Source organism: Oleispirillum naphthae, assembly GCA_027864655.1.
Taxonomy (GTDB): domain Bacteria; phylum Pseudomonadota; class Alphaproteobacteria; order Rhodospirillales; family Rhodospirillaceae; genus Oleispirillum; species Oleispirillum naphthae.
The window spans coordinates 15,133-36,531 of record JAQAZG010000008.1 but is presented as its reverse complement, the minus strand read 5'-3'; the positions used below and the strand labels follow the sequence as shown (position 1 = coordinate 36,531).

At 69.4% G+C, this 21,399-nt stretch carries 19 protein-coding genes and 1 riboswitch; of the genes, 8 read left to right on the top strand and 11 right to left on the bottom strand.

The features are described from left to right. Window position 1: 1 nt before the first annotated feature. The 3 genes from O7R11_RS09955 to O7R11_RS09945 are packed head-to-tail and all read right to left on the bottom strand — an operon-like array spanning window position 2 to window position 3,523. Complete coding sequence (locus tag O7R11_RS09955) at window positions 2-937, bottom strand: ABC transporter permease (protein ID WP_337997363.1); 936 nt, start codon at window positions 935-937, stop codon at window positions 2-4. Further along, complete coding sequence (locus O7R11_RS09950) at window positions 934-2,010, bottom strand: ABC transporter permease (protein ID WP_337997362.1); 1,077 nt, start codon at window positions 2,008-2,010, stop codon at window positions 934-936. Before O7R11_RS09950 ends, O7R11_RS09955 begins: the two co-directional genes overlap by 4 nt. Then, on the bottom strand, window positions 1,994-3,523 hold the full coding sequence (locus O7R11_RS09945) for an ABC transporter ATP-binding protein (protein WP_337997486.1): 1,530 nt from the start codon (window positions 3,521-3,523) through the stop codon (window positions 1,994-1,996). The genes O7R11_RS09950 and O7R11_RS09945 overlap by 17 nt, the downstream gene beginning before the upstream one ends. 134 nt (window positions 3,524-3,657) lie before the next feature. Between O7R11_RS09945 and O7R11_RS09940 the strand changes: the two genes are divergently transcribed. The 3 genes from O7R11_RS09940 to O7R11_RS09930 all read left to right on the top strand — a co-directional run bounded on the left by O7R11_RS09940 (window position 3,658) and on the right by O7R11_RS09930 (window position 7,425). Then, the gene (locus O7R11_RS09940) at window positions 3,658-4,374 is read left to right on the top strand and encodes a type 1 glutamine amidotransferase (protein WP_337997361.1); all 717 of its coding nucleotides are present in this window, start codon (window positions 3,658-3,660) and stop codon (window positions 4,372-4,374) included. Between the two features lie 404 nt (window positions 4,375-4,778). Continuing rightward, a riboswitch (cobalamin riboswitch) is annotated at window positions 4,779-4,963 on the bottom strand. Between the two features lie 244 nt (window positions 4,964-5,207). Further along, complete coding sequence (locus O7R11_RS09935; protein ID WP_337997360.1) at window positions 5,208-5,687, top strand: hypothetical protein; 480 nt, start codon at window positions 5,208-5,210, stop codon at window positions 5,685-5,687. 43 nt (window positions 5,688-5,730) lie between these two features. Next, window positions 5,731-7,425: a methyl-accepting chemotaxis protein gene (locus O7R11_RS09930; protein WP_337997359.1), complete on the top strand. Its 1,695-nt coding sequence runs from the start codon at window positions 5,731-5,733 to the stop codon at window positions 7,423-7,425. A 72-nt stretch (window positions 7,426-7,497) separates the two neighbouring features. On the opposite strand, the gene O7R11_RS09925 is transcribed toward O7R11_RS09930, so the two are convergent. The 3 genes from O7R11_RS09925 to O7R11_RS09915 are packed head-to-tail and all read right to left on the bottom strand — an operon-like array spanning window position 7,498 to window position 11,090. Further along, window positions 7,498-8,193: a Crp/Fnr family transcriptional regulator gene (locus O7R11_RS09925; RefSeq protein WP_337997358.1), complete on the bottom strand. Its 696-nt coding sequence runs from the start codon at window positions 8,191-8,193 to the stop codon at window positions 7,498-7,500. A gap of 30 nt (window positions 8,194-8,223) precedes the next feature. Next, on the bottom strand, window positions 8,224-9,564 hold the full coding sequence (locus O7R11_RS09920) for a TldD/PmbA family protein (RefSeq protein ID WP_337997357.1): 1,341 nt from the start codon (window positions 9,562-9,564) through the stop codon (window positions 8,224-8,226). After that, window positions 9,561-11,090, bottom strand: coding sequence for a UbiD family decarboxylase (locus O7R11_RS09915; RefSeq protein WP_337997356.1), 1,530 nt, complete (start codon window positions 11,088-11,090; stop codon window positions 9,561-9,563). The genes O7R11_RS09920 and O7R11_RS09915 overlap by 4 nt, the downstream gene beginning before the upstream one ends. A gap of 179 nt (window positions 11,091-11,269) precedes the next feature. Here O7R11_RS09915 and O7R11_RS09910 point away from each other — a divergent pair, with 179 nt between their 5' ends. Further along, on the top strand, window positions 11,270-12,982 hold the full coding sequence (locus O7R11_RS09910; RefSeq protein ID WP_337997355.1) for a GAF and HD-GYP domain-containing protein: 1,713 nt from the start codon (window positions 11,270-11,272) through the stop codon (window positions 12,980-12,982). A gap of 202 nt (window positions 12,983-13,184) precedes the next feature. Here O7R11_RS09910 and O7R11_RS09905 read toward each other — a convergent pair whose 3' ends face one another. Next, window positions 13,185-14,195 carry a P1 family peptidase gene (locus O7R11_RS09905; protein ID WP_337997354.1) on the bottom strand — a complete coding sequence of 337 codons (1,011 nt, stop codon included), beginning with the start codon at window positions 14,193-14,195 and terminating at the stop codon, window positions 13,185-13,187. Window positions 14,196-14,449: 254 nt separating this feature from the next. Next, complete coding sequence (gene ubiA, locus O7R11_RS09900) at window positions 14,450-15,367, bottom strand: 4-hydroxybenzoate octaprenyltransferase (RefSeq protein ID WP_337997353.1); 918 nt, start codon at window positions 15,365-15,367, stop codon at window positions 14,450-14,452. 48 nt (window positions 15,368-15,415) lie between these two features. On the opposite strand from ubiA, the gene O7R11_RS09895 reads away from it, so the two are divergent. From O7R11_RS09895 to O7R11_RS09885, 3 genes are read left to right on the top strand one after another with little or no spacing between them, the layout of a single operon-like run. Continuing rightward, on the top strand, window positions 15,416-16,171 hold the full coding sequence (locus O7R11_RS09895) for a 16S rRNA (uracil(1498)-N(3))-methyltransferase (protein WP_337997352.1): 756 nt from the start codon (window positions 15,416-15,418) through the stop codon (window positions 16,169-16,171). Between the two features lie 27 nt (window positions 16,172-16,198). Next, on the top strand, window positions 16,199-17,563 hold the full coding sequence (locus O7R11_RS09890; RefSeq protein ID WP_337997351.1) for a glutamate--cysteine ligase: 1,365 nt from the start codon (window positions 16,199-16,201) through the stop codon (window positions 17,561-17,563). Window positions 17,564-17,572: 9 nt separating this feature from the next. Next, window positions 17,573-18,100, top strand: a complete 528-nt coding sequence (locus O7R11_RS09885; RefSeq protein WP_337997350.1) for a P-loop nucleotide/nucleoside kinase family protein — start codon at window positions 17,573-17,575, stop codon at window positions 18,098-18,100. 65 nt (window positions 18,101-18,165) lie between these two features. On the opposite strand, the gene O7R11_RS09880 is transcribed toward O7R11_RS09885, so the two are convergent. Both O7R11_RS09880 and O7R11_RS09875 read right to left on the bottom strand, forming a co-directional pair. After that, window positions 18,166-18,711 (bottom strand): YqhG/Tai3 family protein, encoded by a 546-nt coding sequence (locus O7R11_RS09880; RefSeq protein WP_337997349.1) that lies wholly within the window; start codon window positions 18,709-18,711, stop codon window positions 18,166-18,168. Further along, window positions 18,701-19,291, bottom strand: coding sequence for a hypothetical protein (locus O7R11_RS09875; RefSeq protein WP_337997348.1), 591 nt, complete (start codon window positions 19,289-19,291; stop codon window positions 18,701-18,703). The genes O7R11_RS09880 and O7R11_RS09875 overlap by 11 nt, the downstream gene beginning before the upstream one ends. 317 nt (window positions 19,292-19,608) lie before the next feature. Between O7R11_RS09875 and O7R11_RS09870 the strand changes: the two genes are divergently transcribed. After that, the gene (locus tag O7R11_RS09870; protein WP_337997347.1) at window positions 19,609-19,932 is read left to right on the top strand and encodes a chorismate mutase; all 324 of its coding nucleotides are present in this window, start codon (window positions 19,609-19,611) and stop codon (window positions 19,930-19,932) included. Here the strand turns inward: O7R11_RS09870 and tldD are convergent. Further along, window positions 19,891-21,336, bottom strand: coding sequence for a metalloprotease TldD (gene tldD, locus O7R11_RS09865; protein WP_337997346.1), 1,446 nt, complete (start codon window positions 21,334-21,336; stop codon window positions 19,891-19,893). The two genes, O7R11_RS09870 and tldD, sit on opposite strands and share 42 nt — an antisense overlap. Between the last annotated feature and the right edge of the window lie 63 nt (window positions 21,337-21,399).

Genomic DNA, 21,399 nt, shown 5'->3' with positions numbered 1-21,399 from the left:
GTCATCGTCCGGAATGGAACACTTTCCCCAAACAGGCGGGGGCATTCAACTTGATCTTGGTTTCGTCGCGGGAAATCAGCACCAGCACCGCCACGGTGGCGAGGTAGGGCAGCATCGCCAGCGCCTGCGAGGGCACGCCGATTCCCCAGCTCTGCGCATGCAGTTGCAAAATCGTGACGCCGCCGAAGAGATACGCCCCGAGGATGGCGCGCGAGGGCCGCCAGGTGGCGAAGACGACCAGCGCCAGCGCGATCCAGCCGCGGCCGGAGCTCATGTTCTCCACCCACATCGGAGTATAGGCGAGCGACAGGTACGCCCCGGCGAGGCCGCTCATCGCGCCGCCGAACAGCACCGCGGCATAGCGCACCCGCAGCACGCCATAGCCGATGGCGTGCGCCGCGTCGTGGTTCTCGCCGACGGCGCGGAGGATGAGACCGCGGCGGCTTTTGAAGAGGAACCAGTGCAGCGCGGGCGCGGCGAGGAACGAGGCGTAGACCAGGATGTCCTGGTCGAACAGCGCCGCGCCGATCACCGGAATCTCCGCCAGGCCGGGGACCGGCAGGGCGGGCAGCGCCGTCACCGGGCTGCCGATCAGGCTCTTCCCGAGAAAGGCGGACAGCCCGACGCCGAAGATGCTGAGCGCCAGGCCGCAGGCCACCTGGTTGGCGCGCAGGGTCAGCGCGAGCAGGCCGAAGAGCGCGGCCATCGCCGCCCCGGCGGCGGCCCCGGCGGCGATCGCCGGGGCATAGCCCCACCCGGCGTGCGCCGTGCCGAAGGCGGCCACCGCGCCCATCAGCATCATCCCCTCGAGGCCGAGGTTGAGCACGCCCGCGCGCTCGGTGACCAGTTCGCCCAGCGCGGCGAAGGCGAGCGGCGTGGCGGCGCGCACCATGGCGGCAAGGATGGCGGAGAGGGTGATGAGTTCGGCGTCGCTCATGATGCGACGCTCCGCGGCGCGTCGAACCGCACGCGGTAGCGGATCAGCACGTCGGCGGCGAGCAGGAAGAACAGCACCATCCCCTGGAACACCTGGGTCACCGCGAACGGCACGGCCAGCGCGATCTGCGCCGCGTCGCCGCCGAGGTAGATCAGCGCCAGCAGCAGCGAGGACAGCAGAATGCCGAAGGGATGCAGCCGCCCGAGGAAGGCGGCGATGATCGCGGTGTAGCCATAGCCCGGCGAGACGATCGGCACCAGCTGGCCGATCGGCCCGGCCACCTCCATCGCGCCCGCCAGCCCGGCGAGGCCGCCGCCGAACATCAGGGTGAACCAGATCACCCGGCGCGGCCCGAACCCGGCAAAGCTGCCCGCCGCCGGGGTCATGCCGATCACCTTGATCTGGAAGCCGAGGAAGGAGCGCGACACGATCACCCAGGTGGCGAATGCGGCGAGGGGGGCGAACAGCACGCCGACGTGCAGGCGGGTGCCCTCCACCAGCAGCGGCAGCAGCGCGGAGTCGGTGAACATCCGCGATTCGGGGAAGTTGTAGCCCTCGGGGGAGCGCCACGGCCCGTGCACCAGCCAGCCGAGGAACAGGGTGGCGACGTAGTTGAGCATCAGGCTGGTGAGAATCTCGTTGGCGTGGAAGCGGGTGCGCAACAGCGCGGGCACCGCCGCATAGGCCGCGCCGCCCGCCACCCCGGCGGCGAGCACGCAGGGCATCACCCACAGGCCGGAAACGTCGTAGAGCGCCAGCGCCATGCCGCCGCCCGCCACCGCGCCGATGATCAACTGGCCCTCCGCGCCGATGTTCCACACGTTGCCGCGGAAGCCGAGCGCCAGGCCCACGCCGATCAGCGCCAAGGGCGTCGCCTTCAGCAGCAGTTCGCTCAGGCCGTAGACGGTGCTCACCGGCTCGATGAAGAAAGCGGCGAGCGCCGTGAACGGGTCGAAGCCGAGCGCCGCAAAGAGAATGCCGCCGAGGCAGAGGGTGGCGGCGATGGCGATCACCGGCGCGGCGAACACCATGGCGCGCGACGGCTCGGCGCGGGCCTCAAGGCGCAGGGGCATGGCCGGGGCCCTCCGCCGTCCCGTCGAGGTGGAACACCCCGCCCATCAGCATGCCGACCTCCTCCACCGTGGTGGCGCGCACCGGCCGCGCGGCGGAGAGCCGCCCCTGGCACATCACCGCGATGCGGTCGCAAATCGAGAACAGCTCGTCCAGGTCCTGGGAGACCACCAGCACCGCCGCGCCCTCCTGCGCCAGCGCGATGAGGTCGCGGTGGATCGCCGCGGCGGCCCCCGCGTCCACCCCCCAGGTCGGCTGCCCGACGATCAGGAGCCGCGGCTTCTGCAGGATCTCCCGGCCGACGATGAACTTCTGCAAGTTGCCGCCGGAGAGGCTGCGCGCCGCCGCATCCGGCCCGGCGGCGGCGACGTGGAAGGTGCCTATCACCGTCTCGGCGAACTGCCGCGCGCGGGCGAATCGGATCAGCCCGCGCGACAGCATGCCCTCGCTGCGGCTGGCGGAGAGCAGGGTGTTGTCGGCGAGCGACATGTCGGGCACCGCGCCGCGGCCCAGCCGCTCCTCCGGCACGAAGCCCATGCCGCAGGCGCGCCGCCGCCGCGGGCCGAGGTGGCCGACGGCGACGCCGTCGATGCGGACCGCCTCCGCCACCGCGGCAAGCGATTCGCCGGAAAGCGCGCGCAGCAGCTCCGCCTGGCCGTTGCCCGCCACCCCGGCGATGCCGAAAATTTCGCCGGGATGCACCGCCAGACTCACCGCATCGAGCGCGGGCGCGAACGGCATTTCCGGGGCCATGGACAGGCGGTCCACGACGAGGCGCGGCTCCCCCGGCGCGGGCGCGGCCGCCGCGCGCGCGGGCGGCGCGAAGTCCGCGCCGATCATCATCCGCCCCAGCGAGGCGGCGGTCTCCTCACGCGGGTCGCAGGTTCCGGCGACGCGGCCGCCGCGCAGCACCGTCGCCGCCGTGCAGAGAATGCGGATCTCCGCCAGCTTGTGGCTGATGTAGAGGATGCTGCGCCCCTCGGCGACGAGGCGGCGCAGCACGCCGAACAGAGATTGCGCCTCCTGCGGCGTCAACACCGAGGTCGGCTCGTCCATGATCAGAAGCTTGGGGTCCTGCAACAGCGCGCGCACGATCTCGACGCGCTGGCGCTCCCCCACCGAAAGGTCGGCGATGCGGCGCTGCGGGTCGAGCGCCAGGCCATAGCGCGCCGAAACCTCGGCGATGCGCGCGGCAAGCGCGGGGAGCGGCGACGGGTCGCCGGTGCCGAGCGCCACGTTCTCCGCCACCGTCATCGATTCGAACAGCGAGAAGTGCTGGAACACCATGCCGATGCCCAGCGCCCGCGCCGCCGCCGGGCTGCCGATGGCGGCCGGCGCGCCTTCCCAGAAAATCTCTCCCGCGTCGGCGGAGAGCACGCCGGAGGCGATCTTCACCAGGGTGGACTTGCCCGCGCCGTTCTCCCCCAACAGCGCATGGCACTGCCCCGCCTCGACCACCAGGTCGATGCCGTCGTTGGCGAGACAGCCGGGGAAGCGCTTGACGATGCCGCGCATCACCAGGCGCGGCGGCGCGGCGGAAACGGAAACGGTCACGGACGTCCTTTCACGGGATTGCTTTGCCGTTGCCGGGCGCTTCGGATTTGCCCCATGATGGGCGGCTCCGCAACAGGAAACATCAGGTATGACACATGCGCGTTCTGGTTTTCCAGCACATCGAGGTCGAACACCCCGGCTCCTTCCGCGATCTCATGGCGGAAGACGGGACGACATGGGACGTGGTGGAGTGGGACGCCGGGCAAACCCCGCCGGACCCCGCGGGCTACGACCTCCTGATGGCGATGGGCGGGCCGATGGACGTGTGGGAGGACGGCAAACTCCCCTGGCTCGCCGCGGAGAAGGCCTACATCCGCCGCTGGGTGCGCGATCTGGACAAGCCCTTCCTCGGGCTGTGCCTCGGCCACCAGTTGCTCGCCGCGGCGACCGGCGGCGAGGTGGGGCCGATGGCGGCCCCCGAGGTCGGCATCGCCACGGTCAACCCCACCCCGGCGGCGGCGGACGACCCGGTGATGCGTGCTCTCGAAGCGCCGGTCCTCTGCCTGCAGTGGCACGGCTCGGAGGTCAAGACGCTCCCCGCCGACGGCGTGATCCTCGCCGCCAACCCCGCCTGCCCGGTCCAGGCGGCGCGCGTCGGCACCAAGGCCTACGGCTTCCAGTACCATGTGGAAGTCACCCCGCAGACGGTGCCGGAATGGAGCGCGGTGCCCGCCTACGCCGCCTCGCTGGCCGCCACCCTGGGGCCGACCGGCGCACAAGACTTCGCCGCCGCCGCCACCGCGGCGCTGCCGCGCCTCACCGCCGCGGCGCGCGCCTTCTGGCGCGCCTACCTGGCGGCTGTGGGGCTGTAAAACCGGGTTATGGGGTGCGCGAGGGGACCGAGTCCCCTCGTAACGTTTTGGTTTTCCCAAAAAAAGCGGCGGCTCCGGTGAAGGAAGCCGCCGTCAGTTGAAAGAACGCGGACCCAGCGGCCGAACATGCCGGGCCGCGCCTCGTCGTCTCAGGGGTAGGGAAAAACACAACTGCCGCACCAGCGGCTCGCACCGTCGCGGAACCCCGCGCCGGGAACCCTTGGCAAGCCGATAAGGCCGCGGCAAACGTGCGCGAGCGCCCGCACCGCAGTGCGCAACGCCGGGACTCCGGGACTCGAAAAGAAACGACAAACGCGCCGCATCGGAACCACCCGCATCCGTGACCTCACCAAACTTGAGCGCCACATACGGTGTCCCGCGCCATGGGCAACTCCCGACCCACGGACATGACGCATGCGACGGCAGGTCTCCTGGCTCGCGGGTCGCCACCTTCGATCCTCCTTCCCAGGGACATCGCCCCAGTGGTTCGCGGATCTAGGCTCGCCGCCGACAGTTGCGGGAACAGCGCCGGAATTCGACCGGCTTCCCTTTTAGTCCCCTAACGGGGACCGTCGCATGGCCGGGGAGTCTAACCGGGGCGGCAGGTGAGTCAAGCCGTTTCAGGCCGGCTCTCGCATTTTGCAAACCATTTCGCGCGGCGCGCCGCGCCGTACCGCCGCCCACGGCGCCGCAACGCGGCGCTGGAAATTTCACAACATCTTAATATGGAACGAAATTCAAAGCTCTCCCGAATACCCTACAGGGCTTCTCGGGTTTCGGCACGGGGTTTGCGACCCCATGGCCAGAAGCCGTACACCCGAGAGGAACCGACCATGAAGCAGATCACCACCGATTTCGCCAAGACCGCACAGGTTCTGGATGACGTCGTCGCCAACACCGCCGACGTACGGCGGCACATCGACGCCAGCGAGACCGCCAACCGCACCATGGCCGCGGCCTCCGACAATCTCAAGAACGGCAGCACGCGCATCGCCGCGGCGCTTTCGAACATCGCCGAGGACGGCGCCCGCCTGCGCACCGCCGAGGCGCGGCTCTCCTTCGAGAACGCGCGGCTGAAGCGCTCCGGCAAGGGCATACGGGCCTCGCTCGACCGCCTGCGCGAAGCGGGCGAGGTTCTCAACCAGCGTGCCCGCGAGGCGCGCGAGGTCGCCGAATTCGCCGACCGCACCGAGGTCCTGATCACACAGATCGACGCCTGCATGCGGCGCGGCGAGCCGGTGGAGCACCTGGTCGCAGCGTGCCTGGAGCTCGCCAAGACGCCCCATGCCGCAGCGTTGCGCCGCATTCCCTGACCCCTTCGCACGACAAGAACACGGAAAAATCGAGGAGGAAACCATGTCCATTCGATCCACCTTCAACAACCTGCCGATCGCACGGAAGCTGACCCTGATTCTCGCGGTCACCTGCGTCGGCGTGACCTCTCTGGTGGCGGAAAACCTGTGGGACTACCGCCACAACCTGATCAACGAGCGCAAGGGCGAACTGCAAGGCCTGGTGGATACCGCGCGCTCCGCGGTGGAGCGCAACGCCCAGCTGTGGAAGGACGGCAAGCTCACCGAGGCCGAGGCCAAGGCCGAGGCGATGGCCGACCTTTCCGGCCTGCGCTACGGCGAAGACGGCTATTTCTGGGTGCAGGACCGCAAGGCCACCATCGTGATGCACCCGATCAACCCGAAACTCAACGGCACCGACGCCTCCGCCACGGTGGACCCCTCCGGCAAGAAGATCTTCGTGGAGTTCGCCAAGGCGGTGGACAACCCGGAGAAGGCGGGCTACGTGGAATACCTGTGGCCGTTTCCCGGCAAGAAGGAGCCGGTGGCCAAGCTTTCCTACATCTCCGCGACCAAGAGCTGGGACCTGCTGATCGGTTCGGGCATCTATATCGACCGCATCAACGCGTTGTTCTGGGACAAGGCAGTGCAGATCGGCGGCATGGGCCTCGGCCTGCTCGCCATCCTGGTGGCGGTGACGATGTCGATCGCCCGCGGCATCGCACGGCCGGTCAACACCCTGACGCAGAACACCACGGCACTGGCCGAGGGCGACCTCTCCCTCGAAATCTCCGCCACCGAGCGCAAGGATGAGGTCGGCGCCATGGCGCGCGCGCTCAAGGTGTTCCAGACCAACCTGCTGGAAGCCAAGGAACGCGACGCCCGCGCCCAGGAAGAACTGGAAGCCGAGCGCAAGCGCACCCTGCGCGAGCTGGCCGACAGCCTGGAATCCGAGATCAGCGGCATCATCGAGACCGTGGCGCGCTCCGCCGATGCGATGAAGTCCACCGCCGACACCATGTCCACGGCGGCCGAGCAGACCTCGGAGCAGACCACCATCGTCGCCTCCGCCGCGACCCAGGCGTCGCAGAACGTGCAGAACGTCGCCGCCGCGGCCGAGGAGCTCTACAACGCGATCGCCGAGATCAGCCGCCAGGTCTCGCAGTCCTCCGACGTCGCCCGCCAGGCCACGGTGCGCGTCGAGGAGACCCATGGGAAGGTGGTGGCGCTCAACGCCGCGGCGACGCAGATCGGCGAAGTGGTGACCCTGATCACCGATATCGCCGACCGCACCAACCTCCTGGCGCTCAACGCCACCATCGAGGCGGCGCGCGCGGGCGATGCGGGCAAGGGCTTCGCGGTGGTCGCGGGCGAGGTGAAGAGCCTGGCCAACCAGACGGCGCGCGCCACCGGCGAGATCAGCGAACAGATCCGCAAGGTGCAGAGCGAAACCCAGGGCGCGGTGGAGGCGATCGGCGCGATCACCAAGATCATCCAGGATCTGGATGCGATCTCCGCCACCATCGCCTCCTCGGTGGAGGAGCAGGGCGCGGCGACCCAGGAGATCGCCCGCAACGTGCAGGAAGCCTCCAACGGCACCGACGAAGTCACCCGCAGCATCGGCACGGTGAGCGTGGTGGCGCAGGAGACCGGGGCCTCGGCGCGCGACGTGCTGATCGCCTCGGAAGAGGTCTCGCGCCAGGCGGACCAGCTCCGCGGCGTGGTCGATGCCTTCCTCGCCAAGGTGCGCTCGGCCTGACGCGGGACGGGGCATTCCTCCCCGAAACTGGACGGCGGCGGGGCAACCCGCCGCCCTTTTTGTGCGCCGAACTCAGGCGTTTTCGAGGATGGCTTCGAGGGCGGCGACGTCGGTGACGGTGACGCGGCTCCTTTGCAGATCGATCCACCCCGCCTGCGCCCAGGACTGGAGCTGCTTGTTCACGCTTTCGCGGGTCGTCGCCATCATGTGGGCGAGTTCCTGCTGCGACAGGCGCAGGCCGATCTCGATGCCGCCCGCCACCGGCTGGCCGTAATTGCCGACGAGACGCAGCAGGTGCTTCGCCAGGCGCTGTTCGAGCGGCAGGAAGGCGGCGTCCTCGAGCATTTCGCTGGTGGCGCGCACCCGCTGACAGAGCAGGCGGATGATGTGCATGGCGAGCCTGCCCTCGACCTCGACCAGGGGCATGAAGTCGCGGCGGTGGATGACGAGGAGTTCGCAAGGGGCCATCGCCACCGCGTCGGCGGTGCGCGGCAGTTCGTCCAGCAGCGCGATCTCGCCGAAGAACTGGCCTTCCTTGAACAGGTTGAGGGTGACGTCCTTGCCCTCGGGGGAGGTGGTGTGCACCTTCACCCGTCCGGAGAGCACGCCGAACAGGCGGTCGCCGGGGTCGCCCTTCTGGAACAGGGTTTCGCCGCGCGCCAGCCGCCGCGTCACCGCGACCGCGAGCACGCGGTCGAGGACCGCCGCGTCCAGGCCGGCGAACAGAGGGCTGTGCTGCAGGAATTCCCGCCGCGCATCGTTCTTCATGTGGTCCCCTCGCAAACGGCCCCTCGCCGCTTACGCTCCCGCCAGCGTCATACCGTCGATGCACACCGTCGGCGCGTCCATCCCATAGCGATACACCCAATCGTCGGCGGGAACCAGCCGGGCGAACATCTCCCTGAGGTTGCCCGCGATCGTCACCTCGTTCACCGGCCTCGTCTTCTCGCCGTTCTCGATGAGGAAGCCCGCGGCGCCGCGCGAATAGTCGCCGGTGACGCCGTTGACGCCGGAGCCGATCAACTCGGTGACGTAGAGGCCGCGTGAAATCCCGCCGATCATCGCGGCGGGGGAAAGCGTGCCCGGCAGCAGCGCGACGTTGGCCGCCGAGGGCGACGGCGCGGAGCCGATGCCGCGGGCGGCGTGCCCGGTGGGGGCAAGCCCCAGCTGCCGCGCCGCGCGCAAATCGAGAAGCCAGGAGGTCAGCCGCCCGCCGTCGATCAGGGCGCGGCGCGCCGTGGGCAGGCCCTCGGCATCGCACGGCCGCGAGCGCAGGCCGCGGACGCGGTGCGGGTCTTCGACGATGGAGACGCCGGGGGCGAACACCATGCCCCCCATCGCATCGGCGAGGAAGCTGGTGCCGCGCGCCACCGAGGCGCCGTTGACCGCGCCGAGGAAGTGGGAGAGCAGAGAGCGCGAAACCCGCGGGTCGAACACCACCGGCAGGGTCGCCGAGGCCGCCTTTTTCGCCCCCAGGCGCGCCACCGCGCGCTCCCCGGCGGCGCGGCCCAGGCTTTCCGGCGCGGGCAGGTCGGCGCGGTAGACCGCCACCGCGGAGTCGTAGTCCCGCTCCATGCCGTCCGCCCCGCCCGCCAGCACCGAGACGGCGAGCGCCGCATGGCTGCTGCAATAACCGTGGGAAAAGCCGTTGGTGGCGGCAAGCGCGATCTCGGAGCGCGACACCGAGGCCTCCGCCCCCTCGCTGTTGGAGACGCCCGCGACGGCAAGCGCCGCGTCCTCCGCGGCGTGCGCCGCGGCGATCAGTTCGTCCTCGGTGGCCTCGGCAGGGTCGCAAAGGTCGCATTCGGGCAGCGCGCCGCGCATCAGTTGTTCGGGGGAGGCCAACCCGGCAAAGGGGTCCTCCGGCATCACCCGCGCCATCGCCACGGCGCGCTCCGCCAGTTCCTTCAGCGACGCGGCGGAGAAATCCGAGGTGGAAACCAGCGCGGCGCGGCGGCCGAGAAACACCCGCAGGCCGATCTCCGCGCCCTCGGCGCGTTCCAGCTTCTCCAGCCGTCCCTTGCGCACCGCCAGGCTGAGGGAGCGGCCGTCGCCGTAGACCGCGTCCGCCGCGTCCGCGCCGCAGGCGCGGGCAAGCTTCAACACGTCCTCAAGCCGGTTCAGCCCCGCTTCGCTCATTTGCCGCTCCTGCCGGTTTTCCAGATCGGCTTGCCCGAGCCGGGCAGGCCGTAGTCCGCCCACTTGCGGTTCACCCGATCGACGATGTCGCCGCTCATCGCAAGCTTGCGCCCCCACTCGCGCTTCACCTCCGGCGGCTGTTTGTTGGTGGCGTCCAGGCCCATCTTACCGCCGAGACCGGATTCGGGGGAGGCGAAGTCGAGATAGTCGATCGGCGTGTTCTCCACCAGCAGGGTGTCGCGCACCGGGTCCATGCGGGTGGAAATCGCCCACATCACATCCTTCCAGTCGCGCACGTCGATGTCGTCGTCCACCACGATGACGAACTTGGTGTAGAGGAACTGGCGCAGGAACGACCACACCCCCATCATCACCCGCTTGGCGTGGCCGGGATACCCCTTCCTGATCGAGACCACCGCGATGCGGTAGGAACAGCCCTCCGGCGGCAGCCAGAAATCGACGATCTCCGGGAACTGCTGGATCAAGAGCGGCACGAACACCTCGTTCAGCGCCTCGCCGAGAATGGAAGGCTCGTCCGGCGGCCGCCCGGTGAAGGTGGACAGGTAGATCGGGTCCTTGCGCCGGGTGATCGCGGAGATCTTGAACACCGGGAACTTTTCCACGCCGTTGTAATAGCCGGTGTGGTCGCCATAGGGCCCCTCGTCGCGCATCTCGTCGAGCAGCACGTGACCCTCCAGCACGATCTCCGCCTCGGCGGGCACCTTGAGGGGAACGGTCTTGCACGCCACCAGGTCCACCGCCTTGCCGCGCAAAAGCCCGGCGAACTGGTATTCGGACAGGCTCTCCGGCACCGGCGTCACCGCCGCGACGATGGTCCCCGGGTCGGCGCCGATCACCACCGCCACCGGCATCGGCTCGGCGTGGCCGGTCTCCTTCCAGCGGCGGTAGTGCTGCGCGCCGCCGCGGTGCTTCAGCCAGCGCATGATCGTGGCGTCGCGGGCGATCACCTGCATGCGGTAGATGCCGAGGTTGAACGCCTCGCGCCCGTCCTCCTTCGGCCCGCCGGTGACCACCAGCGGCCAGGTGATCAGGGGCGCGGGCTCGCCCGGCCAGCAGGTCTGGATCGGCAGGGCGGAGAGGTCGATCTCCTCGCCGGTGAGCACCACCTCCTGGCACGGCGCGCGGGAGACCTCCTTCGGCCGCATCGCGAACACCGTCTTCGCCAGCGGCAGCATGGAGAGCGCCTCGCGCAGCCCGCCCGGCGGCTCCGGCTGTTTGAGGAAGGCCAGCGTCTCCCCCACCTCGCGCAGCTCCGCAGGCGTGCGGTCCATCGCCATGGCGACGCGGTCCACGGTGCCGAACAGGTTGACGAGCACCGGCACGCCATAGGGCGCGCCGTCGGCGCGCACCGGGTTCTCGAACAGCACCGCCGGGCCGCCCTCGGCCAGCAGGCGGGTCTGGATCTCGGTGATCTCAAGCTCCGGCGAAACCGGCGCGGCGACGCGCACCAGCTTGTTTTCGGCTTCCAGGCGGCGGATGAAATCCCGCAAGGACGAAAACGGCATGTTGGTTCCCTTCGCGTATGGCGGGCGCGCGCCGCGCCCCGCATTCATAAGGGCGTTTTCCCGCATGAGCGTCAAGTCCCCGACCTTTATAAAGGCCCTAAAAGACGTGGCGTACCAATGCGAAGCGGGGTGTGCTACGATCTTTGCCGAAATCGTCCCGCACCGATGCGAGGGTCGCCATGGACAGAACGTTCTCGGGGTCTCCGGCCGAAGAGCCGCTGTTGTGCCGCCTTGTCGAACTCGGCATTGCGCTGTCCTCCGAACGGGACCGCAACCGCCTGCTCGAAACCCTGCTGCTGGAGGCGAAAAGCCTCACCAACGCCGACGGCGGCACCCTCTACCTGATGAGCGACGACGACACGCTCTGCTTCGAAATCATCCGCAACGACACCCTCGCCATCGCCATGGGCGGCACCACCGGCCGGCCGATCGACTTCCCCTGCGTGCGCCTGTCCGACCCGGAAAGCGGCAAACCCAACCACAAGAACGTGGCGAGCCACGCCGCCCTCGCCAAGGAGATCGTCGTCATCGACGACGCCTACCACGCCGAGGGCTTCGACTTCGCGGGCACCCGCGCCTTCGACGCGCGCACCGGATACCGCTCCACCTCGTTCATGACGGTGCCGCTGATGACGCCGGGGGGCGAGGTGGTCGGCGTGCTGCAACTGATCAACGCGCGCGACGAAAAAGGCGCGGTCGTGCCCTTCGGCGAGGCGGTGAAGCCGATCATCGCGGCCCTGGCGAGCCAGGCGGCGATCGCCATCGACAACCGCCAGCTTCTGGATGCGCAGCGCGCCCTGCTCGACTCCTTCATCAAGCTGATCGCCGGAGCGATCGACGAAAAATCCCCCTATACCGGCGGCCATTGCCAGCGCGTGCCGGAAATCACCAACATGATCGCCAAGGCGGCGGTGGAGCAGACGGAAGGCCCGTTCGCCGACTTCACCCTCGACGAGGACGCCTGGTACGCCCTGCACCTGGCGGGCTGGCTGCACGACTGCGGCAAGGTGACGACGCCGGAATACGTGGTGGACAAGTCCACCAAGCTGGAAACCATCTGCGACCGCCTGCACGAGGTGCGCACCCGCTTCGAGGTGCTGCGCCGCGATGCGGAGATCCGCTGCCTCGAACGCAAGCTTGCGGGCGAAAACGCCGCCGCCGCCGAGGCGGCGCTCGCGGCGGAGATCGCGGCGCTCGAAAGCGACTACGCCTTCGTCGCGGAATGCAACCTGGGCGGCGAATTCATGGCCGACGACAGGATCGCCCGGCTGAAGGAAATCGGCGCGCGCACCTTCACCCGCACCTTCGACCGCACCATCGGCCTGTCGTGGGAGGAAACCAACCGCGTCAAGGCGGCGCCCGAACTCTGCGCCACACCCGGCACCGAGCACCTGCTCGCCGACCGGGCGGACCACAAGACCGGCCATTACGATCTGGGCGAGCTCTACAACCTCGCGGTGCGGCGCGGCACCCTCACCGACGAGGAACGCGCCAAGATCAACGACCACATCGTCGTCACCATCCGCATGCTGAAAGAGCTGCCCTTCCCCAAGAAGCTGCGCGACGTGCCGGAGTTCGCGGGCGGCCACCACGAAAAGATCAACGGCACCGGCTATCCCAACGGCCTCACCGGCGACCAGATGTCCGTCCCCGCGCGGATCATGGCGATCGCCGACATCTTCGAGGCGCTCACCGCCGCCGACCGCCCCTACAAGACGCCGAAACCCTTGAGCGAAGCGGTGAAGATCATGTCGTTCATGAAAAAGGACGGCCACATCGACCCGCAGCTCTTCGACCTCTTCCTCAGCTCCGGGGTCTACCGCCGGTATGCGGAGCAATACCTCCGCCCGGAACAGGTGGACGCGGTGGATATCGGCAAGTACCTGGGATAGCGGAAAACCAGGCCGGGCTCTGCCCGGGTCCGCGAAGGGACTCGGTCCCCTCGACCCCATAACTGGTTTTTCGCCGCGCAGCGGCAGAGAACACCTCTCGTGGCAACCGCAGGGGCTTATGGCGTTTCGCGCAAAAACCAGGTTATGGGGTCTGGGGCCCGCGGCCCCAGCGGGGTCCAGGGGCAGCGCCCCTGGCCTGGTTTTACCCCTTCCCGAACCGCTCCCGCCAACTGGTGAACGCGCCTGCGCTTTCCGCCAGCACGATGGCGCGGCCGATGGCGCGGGCGACGCAGTCGGCGGCGAGCGCGCCGATCCTCGCCACCGCCATGGCGCGCGGCTCCGCCAGCGCATGGGTGGCGGAGGCGAGGACGAAGGCGGTGTCCCCGTCGAAGGGGGTGTGCGCCGGGCGGATGGCGCGGGCGAAACCGTCCTGCGCCATCATCGCCACACGCAGCGCCTCGCCGCGGCCGAGGTCCGCATTGGTGGCGACCACCGCCAGCGTGGTGTTGCCCCCGGCGGCAAGCCCGCGCAGGAAGGGAAAGTCCGGCTCCAGGTCCGCCGCCGCGGTGGGCGGCGCCTGCCCGCCCATCTCGCCGCCCTGCTCCAGCGCCCAGGCCCACAGCGTGGATTGCCCGGGATAGGTCGCCGACCCCACCGGGTTGGCCGCCACCAGGGCCGCCACCGCGAGGCCATCGTCATCCACCGCCGAAGCGCTGCCGAGGCCGCCCTTGATGTCCCCGGCCTTCGCCCCCATCCCCGCGCCCGCATTGCCCAGCGCAAAATCGAGGGCCGCCGCATCGCACGCCAGCCGCGCCAGCCGCGCGTACGGCGGCTCCGCGCCCCACGCCTTGTCGCCGCCGTTGGCGAGGTCGAACAGCACCGCCGCGGGCACGATCGGCACGCGGAAATCCCCGACCTGGAAACCCCGCCCGCGCTCCGCCAGCCACACCATCGCCGCATCCGCCGCCGCCAGCCCGAAGGCCGACCCGCCGCTCAACACCACCGCATCCACCCGCTCCACCAGCCGCCCGGGGGCCAGAGCATCGGTCTCCCGCGTGCCCGGCCCGCCGCCGCGCACATCCACCGCCGCCACCGCAGGCGCATCCGGCAACACCACCGAAACCCCGGTGATCGCCGATCCATCCTCGGCATTGCCCACCCGGAACCCCGGCACGTCGGTGAGGAGATTGCGAGGACCCGGTCGGATCGTCATGGCATGACTCCTGTTCGAAAAAAACCAGGCCAGGGCATTTCCGCCTCAGAAACGCCCACTGGGCGTTTCTGCCGCCTGTGGCGGTCGGCTTCAATCCCTGGACCCGCTGGGGCCTCGGGCCCCAGACCCCTTAACTTGTTTTGCGCGTAGCGCCCTAAGCCTGCGGCAACGCGTTGCCTGCCGCTTCGCGGCTGAAAACCAAAACTTATGGGAGGTCCGGAGGGACCGAGTCCCTCCGGAAAGTTTTTATTTTTTCACACGTGCGCCGCCAGCGCCGCCAGCGTCACCAGCAGGCCGAAATCGCGGTTGGATTTGAAGCGTTTGAGGCAATTCGGCGGGTCGTCGATGTCGAGGGTGATGACCTGCCAGGCGAGGTGGCCCCCGGCGGCGCCGAGGAAGGGCCAGGCCCAGGGTCCGGTCTGCGCGGCGAGGAAGGCGGCGGCGATGCAGGCGAGCGCGAGCGGGTAGATCGCCGTGAGGAAAAGCCGGGTGCGGCTGCCGAGCGCCAGCGCGGTGGAGAGCACGCCGATCTTCACGTCGTCGGCCTTGTCCTGGTGGGCATAGATGGTGTCGTAGCCGAGCGTCCAGCAGATGCCGCCCGCGTAGAGCAGCAGCGCGGGCGCGGCGAGGCCGCCGGTGATCGCGCTCCACCCGGCGAGCGCCCCCCAGTTGAAGGCGAGTCCGAGCCAGAATTGCGGCCAATAGGTGACGCGCTTCATGAACGGATAGACCGCGAACACCGGGATCGAGGCGACGCCGAGGAGGATGGTGTGGCGGTTGAACTGCACCAGCACCGCGAACCCGGCGAGCATGACGCAGGCGAGAAAGACCAGCGCCGCCTTCACCGAGACCTGGCCCGCGGGGATGGGCCGGGTGGCGGTGCGTTCCACCTTGCCGTCGAAGTCGCGGTCGGCGAGGTCGTTGACCACGCAGCCCGCGCCGCGCATCAAAAGCGCGCCGATGCCGAAAAGGATGCCGCAACCCCACACCCGCCCGTCCCACGGGCTCGGCGCGGCGAGCGCGGCGCTCCACCAGCACGGCAGCAGCAGCAGCCAGGTGCCGATCGGCCGGTCGAGGCGCAGCAGCTTGAGGTACGGGCGCAGCGGCGCGGGGCAGCGGTCGGTCCAGCCGCCCACCGGCATGTCGTTGACGATTGGCTTCGCGGTGGTCATGGGGCATACAGTACGTCAGGTCCCCGCCGCCGGAAAACGGAATTGACGATGAACTCCGCCACCACCGCGCCGCGCCTGTTCGTCCCCGATGCGTTGTCGGAAGGGGCGGCGGTGCGCCTCACCCCGGCGCAGGCGCATTACCTGCGCGACGTGATGCGGCTCAGCCCCGGGGCGACGGTGCGCCTGTTCAACGGCCGCGACGGCGGCTGGCTGGCGGAGATCGGCTCCTTGAGCAAAAACGCCGCCACGGCGCGCGCGGCGGAATGCATCCAGGCGCAGCGGGCGGAGCCGGACGTGTGGCTCCTCTTCGCGCCGATCAAGGGGCCGCGCCAGGACGTGCTGGTGGAGAAGGCGGTGGAGCTTGGGGCCGCCGCCCTATGGCCGGTGCTGACGGCGCGCGGGCAGGTGCGCCGCGTCAATGCGGAGCGCCTCGCCGCCCAGGCGGCGGAGGCCGCCGAGCAGTGCGAGCGCCTCTCCGTGCCGGAGGCGAAGCCGCTGGCCGGCCTGCCCGCGGTTCTCGCCGCCTGGCCCGCCGGGCGCACGCTTTTCTACGCCGACGAAACCGGCGGCGGTTCCCCGGCATTCCCGGCGTTTTCCGCCGCCGGGGCGGGGGTTCCGGCGGCGATCCTGGTGGGGCCGGAAGGCGGTTTTTCGCCTGCCGAGCTTGATCTTTTGGCCGCCGCTTCCTTTTCTAAAGGGGTCGGTCTGGGGCCCCGCATCCTGCGCGCGGAGACCGCCGCGATCGCCTCCTTGAGCCTGTGGCAGGCCGCCGCGGGCGATGCCGCCCTGCCGCCCGAACGTTGATTCACCTCCCAGATGGAGTTCGACCTCATGACCACCGCCGTTTCGGACTCCCCCGTCGTCACCCGCGCCGCCGAACTGACCGACTGGATCGCCGCCGGGTGCAAGCCGAAGAGCGCCTGGCGCATCGGCACCGAACACGAAAAGTTCGTCTTCTGCCGCAATTCCCTGAAGCCCCTGCCCTACGAGGGAACGAAGAGTATCCGCGGCCTGCTGGAAACCCTGATCCCGCAGGGCTGGACCCCGGTGATGGAGGGCGGCAACCCGATCGCGCTCACCCACGCGAGCGGCGCGGCGATCACCCTGGAACCCGGCGGGCAGTTGGAACTTTCCGGCGCGCCCCTGGAAACCATCCACGACACCTGCGTCGAGACCTCGGTCCACCTCAACCTGATGAAGTCGATCTTCGAGCCGCTCGGCATCGGCATGATCGGCCTGGGCTTCCACCCCAAGTGGAAGCGCGAGGACTTTCCCTGGATGCCCAAGGGCCGCTACGCGATCATGCGCCGCTACATGCCGACGCGCGGCAGCCTCGGCCTCGACATGATGGTGCGCACCTGCACGGTGCAGGTGAACCTCGACTTCTCCTCCGAGGCGGACATGGTGAAGAAGTTCCGCGCCAGCCTCGCCCTGCAACCGATCGCCACCGCGCTGTTCGCCAACTCGCCGTTCACCGAGGGCAAGCCCAACGGCTTCAAGAGCTACCGCGCCCAGATCTGGACCGATACCGACCCCGACCGCACCGGCACGCCGGAATTCGTGTTCGGCTCCGGCATGGGCTTCGAGCGCTGGGTGGACTACCTGCTCGACGTGCCGATGTACTTCGTCCACCGCGGCGACCGCTACATCGACGCCTCGGGCCAGTCGTTCCGCGACTTCATGGCGGGCCGCCTGGCGGCGCTGCCGGGCGAACGCGCCACCCTGACCGACTGGGAAGACCACGTCACCACCGCCTTCCCCGAGGTGCGGCTGAAACGCTACCTGGAAATGCGCGGCGCGGACGGCGGCCGCTGGTGCCACCTGTGCGCCCTGCCCGCCCTGTGGGTCGGCCTGCTCTACGACGACGCGGCGCTCGGTGCCGCCGCGGACCTGGTGCGCGGCTGGACCGCGGAAGACCGCGCCGGGCTCGCCGCGGTGGCGCGGCGCGACGGCCTCTCCGGCGGCTTCAAGGGCCGCCCGGTGCGCAACCTCGCCGCAGAGGTGCTCGCCATCGCCGACGAAGGGCTGAAGCGCCGCGCCTGCCTCAACGACGACGGCGAGGACGAACGCCGCTTCCTCGGCGTGCTGCACCACGCGGTGGACACCGGCAAAACCCCCGCCGACGAACTCCTCGACCTCTACCACGGGGAGTGGAACGGCTCGGTGGACCCGGTGTTCGAGGCGTATGCGTACTAGGACCCGATCGTGCTGATCGTGCTCGCCGGGCTCCCCGGGACGGGGAAATCCACCCTGGCCCGGGCCCTCGCGCAGGAGACCGGGGCGGTCTGGCTGCGCATCGACACCATCGAGCAGACGCTGCGGGAACTGCCGTTCGCGCCCGAATCCCTGGACGATGCGGGATACCGCATCGCCCAGGCCGTCGCCGCGGACAACCTGCGCCTGGGGCGCACGGTGATTGCGGATTCGGTCAATCCCTGGATGCTGACGCGCGACGCCTGGCGCGACGTAGGGCTGCGCGCGGGGGTTCCGGTCGTCGAGGTGGAGGTCGTCTGCTCCGACCCGGACGAACACCGACGCCGCGTCGAAACCCGCACGCCGGACGTTCCGGGGCTGGACCTGCCGGACTGGCAGGCCGTCATCGGCCGGGACTACCGCCCCTGGACCCGCGGCCACGCCGTCATCGACACCGCGGGCCGGACGATCGGCGATTGCGTCGCGGAGATGAAAACCAAAACCTTGCGGAGGATCGTAGACCCTCCGCGCCTCCCCTAAGTTTTTCTCGCCGCGCCCCGGCCGATGAGGCCGGGGCTATCCTGGGAAATTTCGCATGTGTGCGCTCAGGGCATGTTGAACGACATCGTGGGATCGCAGCGTATCCCATCCAGCTTCCAGACTCCCCCGGCGCGAACCAGCCGGTAGGTGCCGATGATTTGCGAGATGCCCGGCCATCTGAGAGAGAGCACCACCTCATCGCGTCCGCTTTTTTCCGCCCTGAACAGGTACCCCTCCTCGGAGTAATCCTGCGCGCAGGTGATCGGGTTTGCATCGAAGCTGCAATTGTCGCCTTCGACGTATTTCCCGCCGCAGTTCTCCTTGACCAGACGCGCCTCCTCACGGCTGACCGCCTCGCGCAGGCCGGGAGTGATGAGACGGGCGTAGTGGGCATCTTTGCGAACATTCCGCCAGGGAGAGCCTTCGACATACCAACCGAGTTCCGCATTCCTCGTGCCGCCCTCCAGAGTGAGGATGAGGTCGAGAAACTGCTCCGCAGACGTGGACGGATAATGAAAACCACCGCTCGTCGCGTTCTTGGGAGATGCGTCCTGTCCGGCGACGGCAAAAGGTGCCCCGCTCGCGAGAACCAGGCCCGCGCTAAGGAGCAAAGCGATAAAACCGGTGCGAAGGCTGTTTGGTCCGGTAACCCGGCCCGCCCCAGAAGTCCCGCTGCTTAAAGTCCGAGACCCACTGTTTCCCGTCATAAGCGGCGATGTGCCCATGCTCGCTTCCCCCTTCATACGGCTGAATGACGACGATATCCCCCTTCTGCGGGACATATCCAGTCTCGTCCACCGGCTTAAAGCCATGCCTCTCCAATTCCGGACCAAAATCCTTTGCCGAACCGATCTTGGGCAGTGCCACACCTCCCTCCTCAAGAGCCTCCCTGACATGAGTACCGCATTCACGCTGCGGCGTGGAGTTGGCTTTCTTGTCCAGGGCATCAGCAAATTTATCGACGTCCAGAGGGTTTTTCCGGAGTTGCTTTGCGGTATCGCCATCCCCTTTCTCCGGTGCGGTATCGGTCATGATGGCGCCGCTGTCGGCGAGGCGCGGCAGCGCGGGCGGCTCGCCCCGTCCGCCTGCCGCATCCGTGCCGGAGGCGGTGCCCGGGCGGTGCCGCTCATAGTCCGAGACATGCACGCTCTTGCCGTCGCGGGCCTGCTCGTAGGCCTGCACATGCACCATGCCGGAGGCCGCATCCTCCGACCCTCTCGGATCGAAGGGGCGTACGTCCTCGGGGCGAATCGCCGCGGCGGCGGTGGCGCGGCCGGTGGCGTCGCCCGGGATAGGCGCGCGCGATCTCCTCCGCCACATGCGCGCGGCGCTTCCACGTGGACTCCCACAAATCGCTGCCGACCCGGCTTGAACGCTGGTATAAATCCGCTGGGCACCGCCCCTTGGCCGCGTGATAGTCTTGTGGCGCTCTGCGCAAAACCAAAAGTTATGGGGAGCGCGAGGGGTCCAAGACCCCTCGTAAAGTTTTATTTTTCCGGAGAGCCGCCATGACCGACGCCCCTCTCGACATGACCGTCATCCGCGCCGCGATCGACGACCTGGACCGCCGTATCGTGCCGCTGTTGGCGGAGCGGACGGAATGGGTGCGGCGCGCCGCGGCGTTCAAGCCGACACGGGTGGACGTGGTGGTTCCCTGGCGGATCGAGGACGTGGTGGCCAAGGCGGCGGCGCATGCCGCGGCGACGGGCGCGGACCCCGCCCCCTTGGCCGCGATGTACCGGGCGATCGTGGACATTTCCATCGGCCAGGAGGCCCTGGCCTGGGATGCCTTACACGCGGGTGCCGCCGACGGTGATGCCGTCGAGGCATAGGGTCGGCTGGCCGACGCCCACGGGCACGCCCTGGCCTTCCTTGCCGCAGGTGCCGACGCCGCGGTCGAGTTCCAGGTCGCTGCCGATGGCGGAGACGCGGGTGAGCACGTCGGGGCCGTGGCCGATCAGGGTTGCGCCCTTGACCGGCGCGCCGAGCCTGCCGTTTTCGATGAGATAGGCCTCGGAGGCGGAGAACACGAACTTGCCCGAGGTGATGTCCACCTGGCCGCCGCCGAAGTTCGCCGCATAGAGGCCCTTCTTCACCGAGCCGAGGATTTCCGCCGGGTCGCGGCCGCCCGCCAGCATGATGGTGTTGGTCATGCGCGGCAGCGGGCAATGGGCGTGGCTTTCGCGGCGGCCGTTGCCGGTGGGGGCCATGCCCATCAGGCGGGCGTTCATGCGGTCCTGCATATAGCCGGTGAGGATGCCGTCCTCGATCAGCACGGTGCGGCGGGAGGGGGTGCCCTCGTCGTCGATGGTGAGCGAGCCGCGGCGGTCGGGCAGGGTGCCGTCGTCCACCACGGTGACGCCCTCGGCCGCCACCCGCTCGCCGATGCGGCCGGAGAAGGCGGAGGTGCCCTTGCGGTTGAAGTCGCCTTCCAGGCCGTGGCCGATCGCCTCGTGCAGCAGGATGCCGGGCCAGCCGGGGCCGAGCACCACGGTCATCTCCCCCGCCGGAGCGTCCATGGAGACGAGGTTGACCTCGGCCTGGCGGATCGCCTCGTCCACCGCCGCGGTCCACGCCTCGGGGGTGATGAAGCGGTCGTAGGCCTCGCGCCCGCCGCAGCCGAAGGAGCCGGTCTCGCGGCGGCCCGCACGTTCCATCATCACCGAGACGTTGACCCGCACCAGGGGGCGGACATCGAAGGCGAGCGAGCCGTCGGCGCGCAGCACCGCCACCGCCTGCCAGGTGGCGGCCAGCGAGGCCATCACCTGGCGCACCGCCGGGTCCTTGCCGCGGGCATAGGCGTCGATGGCGCGCAGCAGCTCCACCTTCTCGGAGAATTCCCGGCCCTCCAGCGGGTTGATCTCGCCGTAGAGGTGGCGGTTGGTCGCCGCGGGCGGCAGGGCGAGGCTGCCCTCGTGCCCTTGGCGCGCGGCGGCGACGGTGCGCGCGGCGCGGGCGAGGCTGTCCGCATCGAAGCCCTCGGCATGGGCGTAGCCCGTGGCCTCCCCGGCCACGGCGCGCAGGCCGAAACCGATGCCGCTGCCGTAGTTTGCGGTCTTGACCACGCCGTCGTCGAGCGCCAAGGTCTCGAAGCGCCGCGCCTCGAGGAAAAGCTCGCCGTCGTCGCAGCCCGCAAGCGCGCCCGCCACGGTGCGCGCCGCATCCTCCGGGGCGAGCCCGGCGGGGGCGAAGAACAGCTCTTCCGGGGTCGGGGCGTGGGCCGCTGGTCCGGTCATCTCGAACACCTCCTGATGCGCGCCTCGCCGCGCGGCGAGAAAAATGCGGTAGCTTTGGCGACG

Bases quoted from the DNA above. Each gene is read 5' to 3' on its own strand.
- O7R11_RS09940 (WP_337997361.1), top strand. From the start codon at position 3,658: ATGCGCGTTCTGGTTTTCCAGCACATCGAGGTCGAACACCCCGGCTCC.
- O7R11_RS09925 (WP_337997358.1), bottom strand. From the start codon at position 8,193: ATGAAGAACGATGCGCGGCGGGAATTCCTGCAGCACAGCCCTCTGTTC.
- O7R11_RS09875 (WP_337997348.1), bottom strand. From the start codon at position 19,291: ATGGTGCATGTGCAGGCCTACGAGCAGGCCCGCGACGGCAAGAGCGTG.
- O7R11_RS09920 (WP_337997357.1), bottom strand. From the start codon at position 9,564: ATGAGCGAAGCGGGGCTGAACCGGCTTGAGGACGTGTTGAAGCTTGCC.
- O7R11_RS09945 (WP_337997486.1), bottom strand. From the start codon at position 3,523: ATGCGCGGCATCGTCAAGCGCTTCCCCGGCTGTCTCGCCAACGACGGC.
- O7R11_RS09950 (WP_337997362.1), bottom strand. From the start codon at position 2,010: ATGCCCCTGCGCCTTGAGGCCCGCGCCGAGCCGTCGCGCGCCATGGTG.
- O7R11_RS09910 (WP_337997355.1), top strand. From the start codon at position 11,270: ATGGACAGAACGTTCTCGGGGTCTCCGGCCGAAGAGCCGCTGTTGTGC.
- ubiA (WP_337997353.1), bottom strand. From the start codon at position 15,367: ATGACCACCGCGAAGCCAATCGTCAACGACATGCCGGTGGGCGGCTGG.
- O7R11_RS09890 (WP_337997351.1), top strand. From the start codon at position 16,199: ATGACCACCGCCGTTTCGGACTCCCCCGTCGTCACCCGCGCCGCCGAA.
- O7R11_RS09955 (WP_337997363.1), bottom strand. From the start codon at position 937: ATGAGCGACGCCGAACTCATCACCCTCTCCGCCATCCTTGCCGCCATG.
- O7R11_RS09930 (WP_337997359.1), top strand. From the start codon at position 5,731: ATGTCCATTCGATCCACCTTCAACAACCTGCCGATCGCACGGAAGCTG.
- O7R11_RS09935 (WP_337997360.1), top strand. From the start codon at position 5,208: ATGAAGCAGATCACCACCGATTTCGCCAAGACCGCACAGGTTCTGGAT.
- O7R11_RS09905 (WP_337997354.1), bottom strand. From the start codon at position 14,195: ATGACGATCCGACCGGGTCCTCGCAATCTCCTCACCGACGTGCCGGGG.
- tldD (WP_337997346.1), bottom strand. From the start codon at position 21,336: ATGACCGGACCAGCGGCCCACGCCCCGACCCCGGAAGAGCTGTTCTTC.
- O7R11_RS09870 (WP_337997347.1), top strand. From the start codon at position 19,609: ATGACCGACGCCCCTCTCGACATGACCGTCATCCGCGCCGCGATCGAC.
- O7R11_RS09895 (WP_337997352.1), top strand. From the start codon at position 15,416: ATGAACTCCGCCACCACCGCGCCGCGCCTGTTCGTCCCCGATGCGTTG.
- O7R11_RS09915 (WP_337997356.1), bottom strand. From the start codon at position 11,090: ATGCCGTTTTCGTCCTTGCGGGATTTCATCCGCCGCCTGGAAGCCGAA.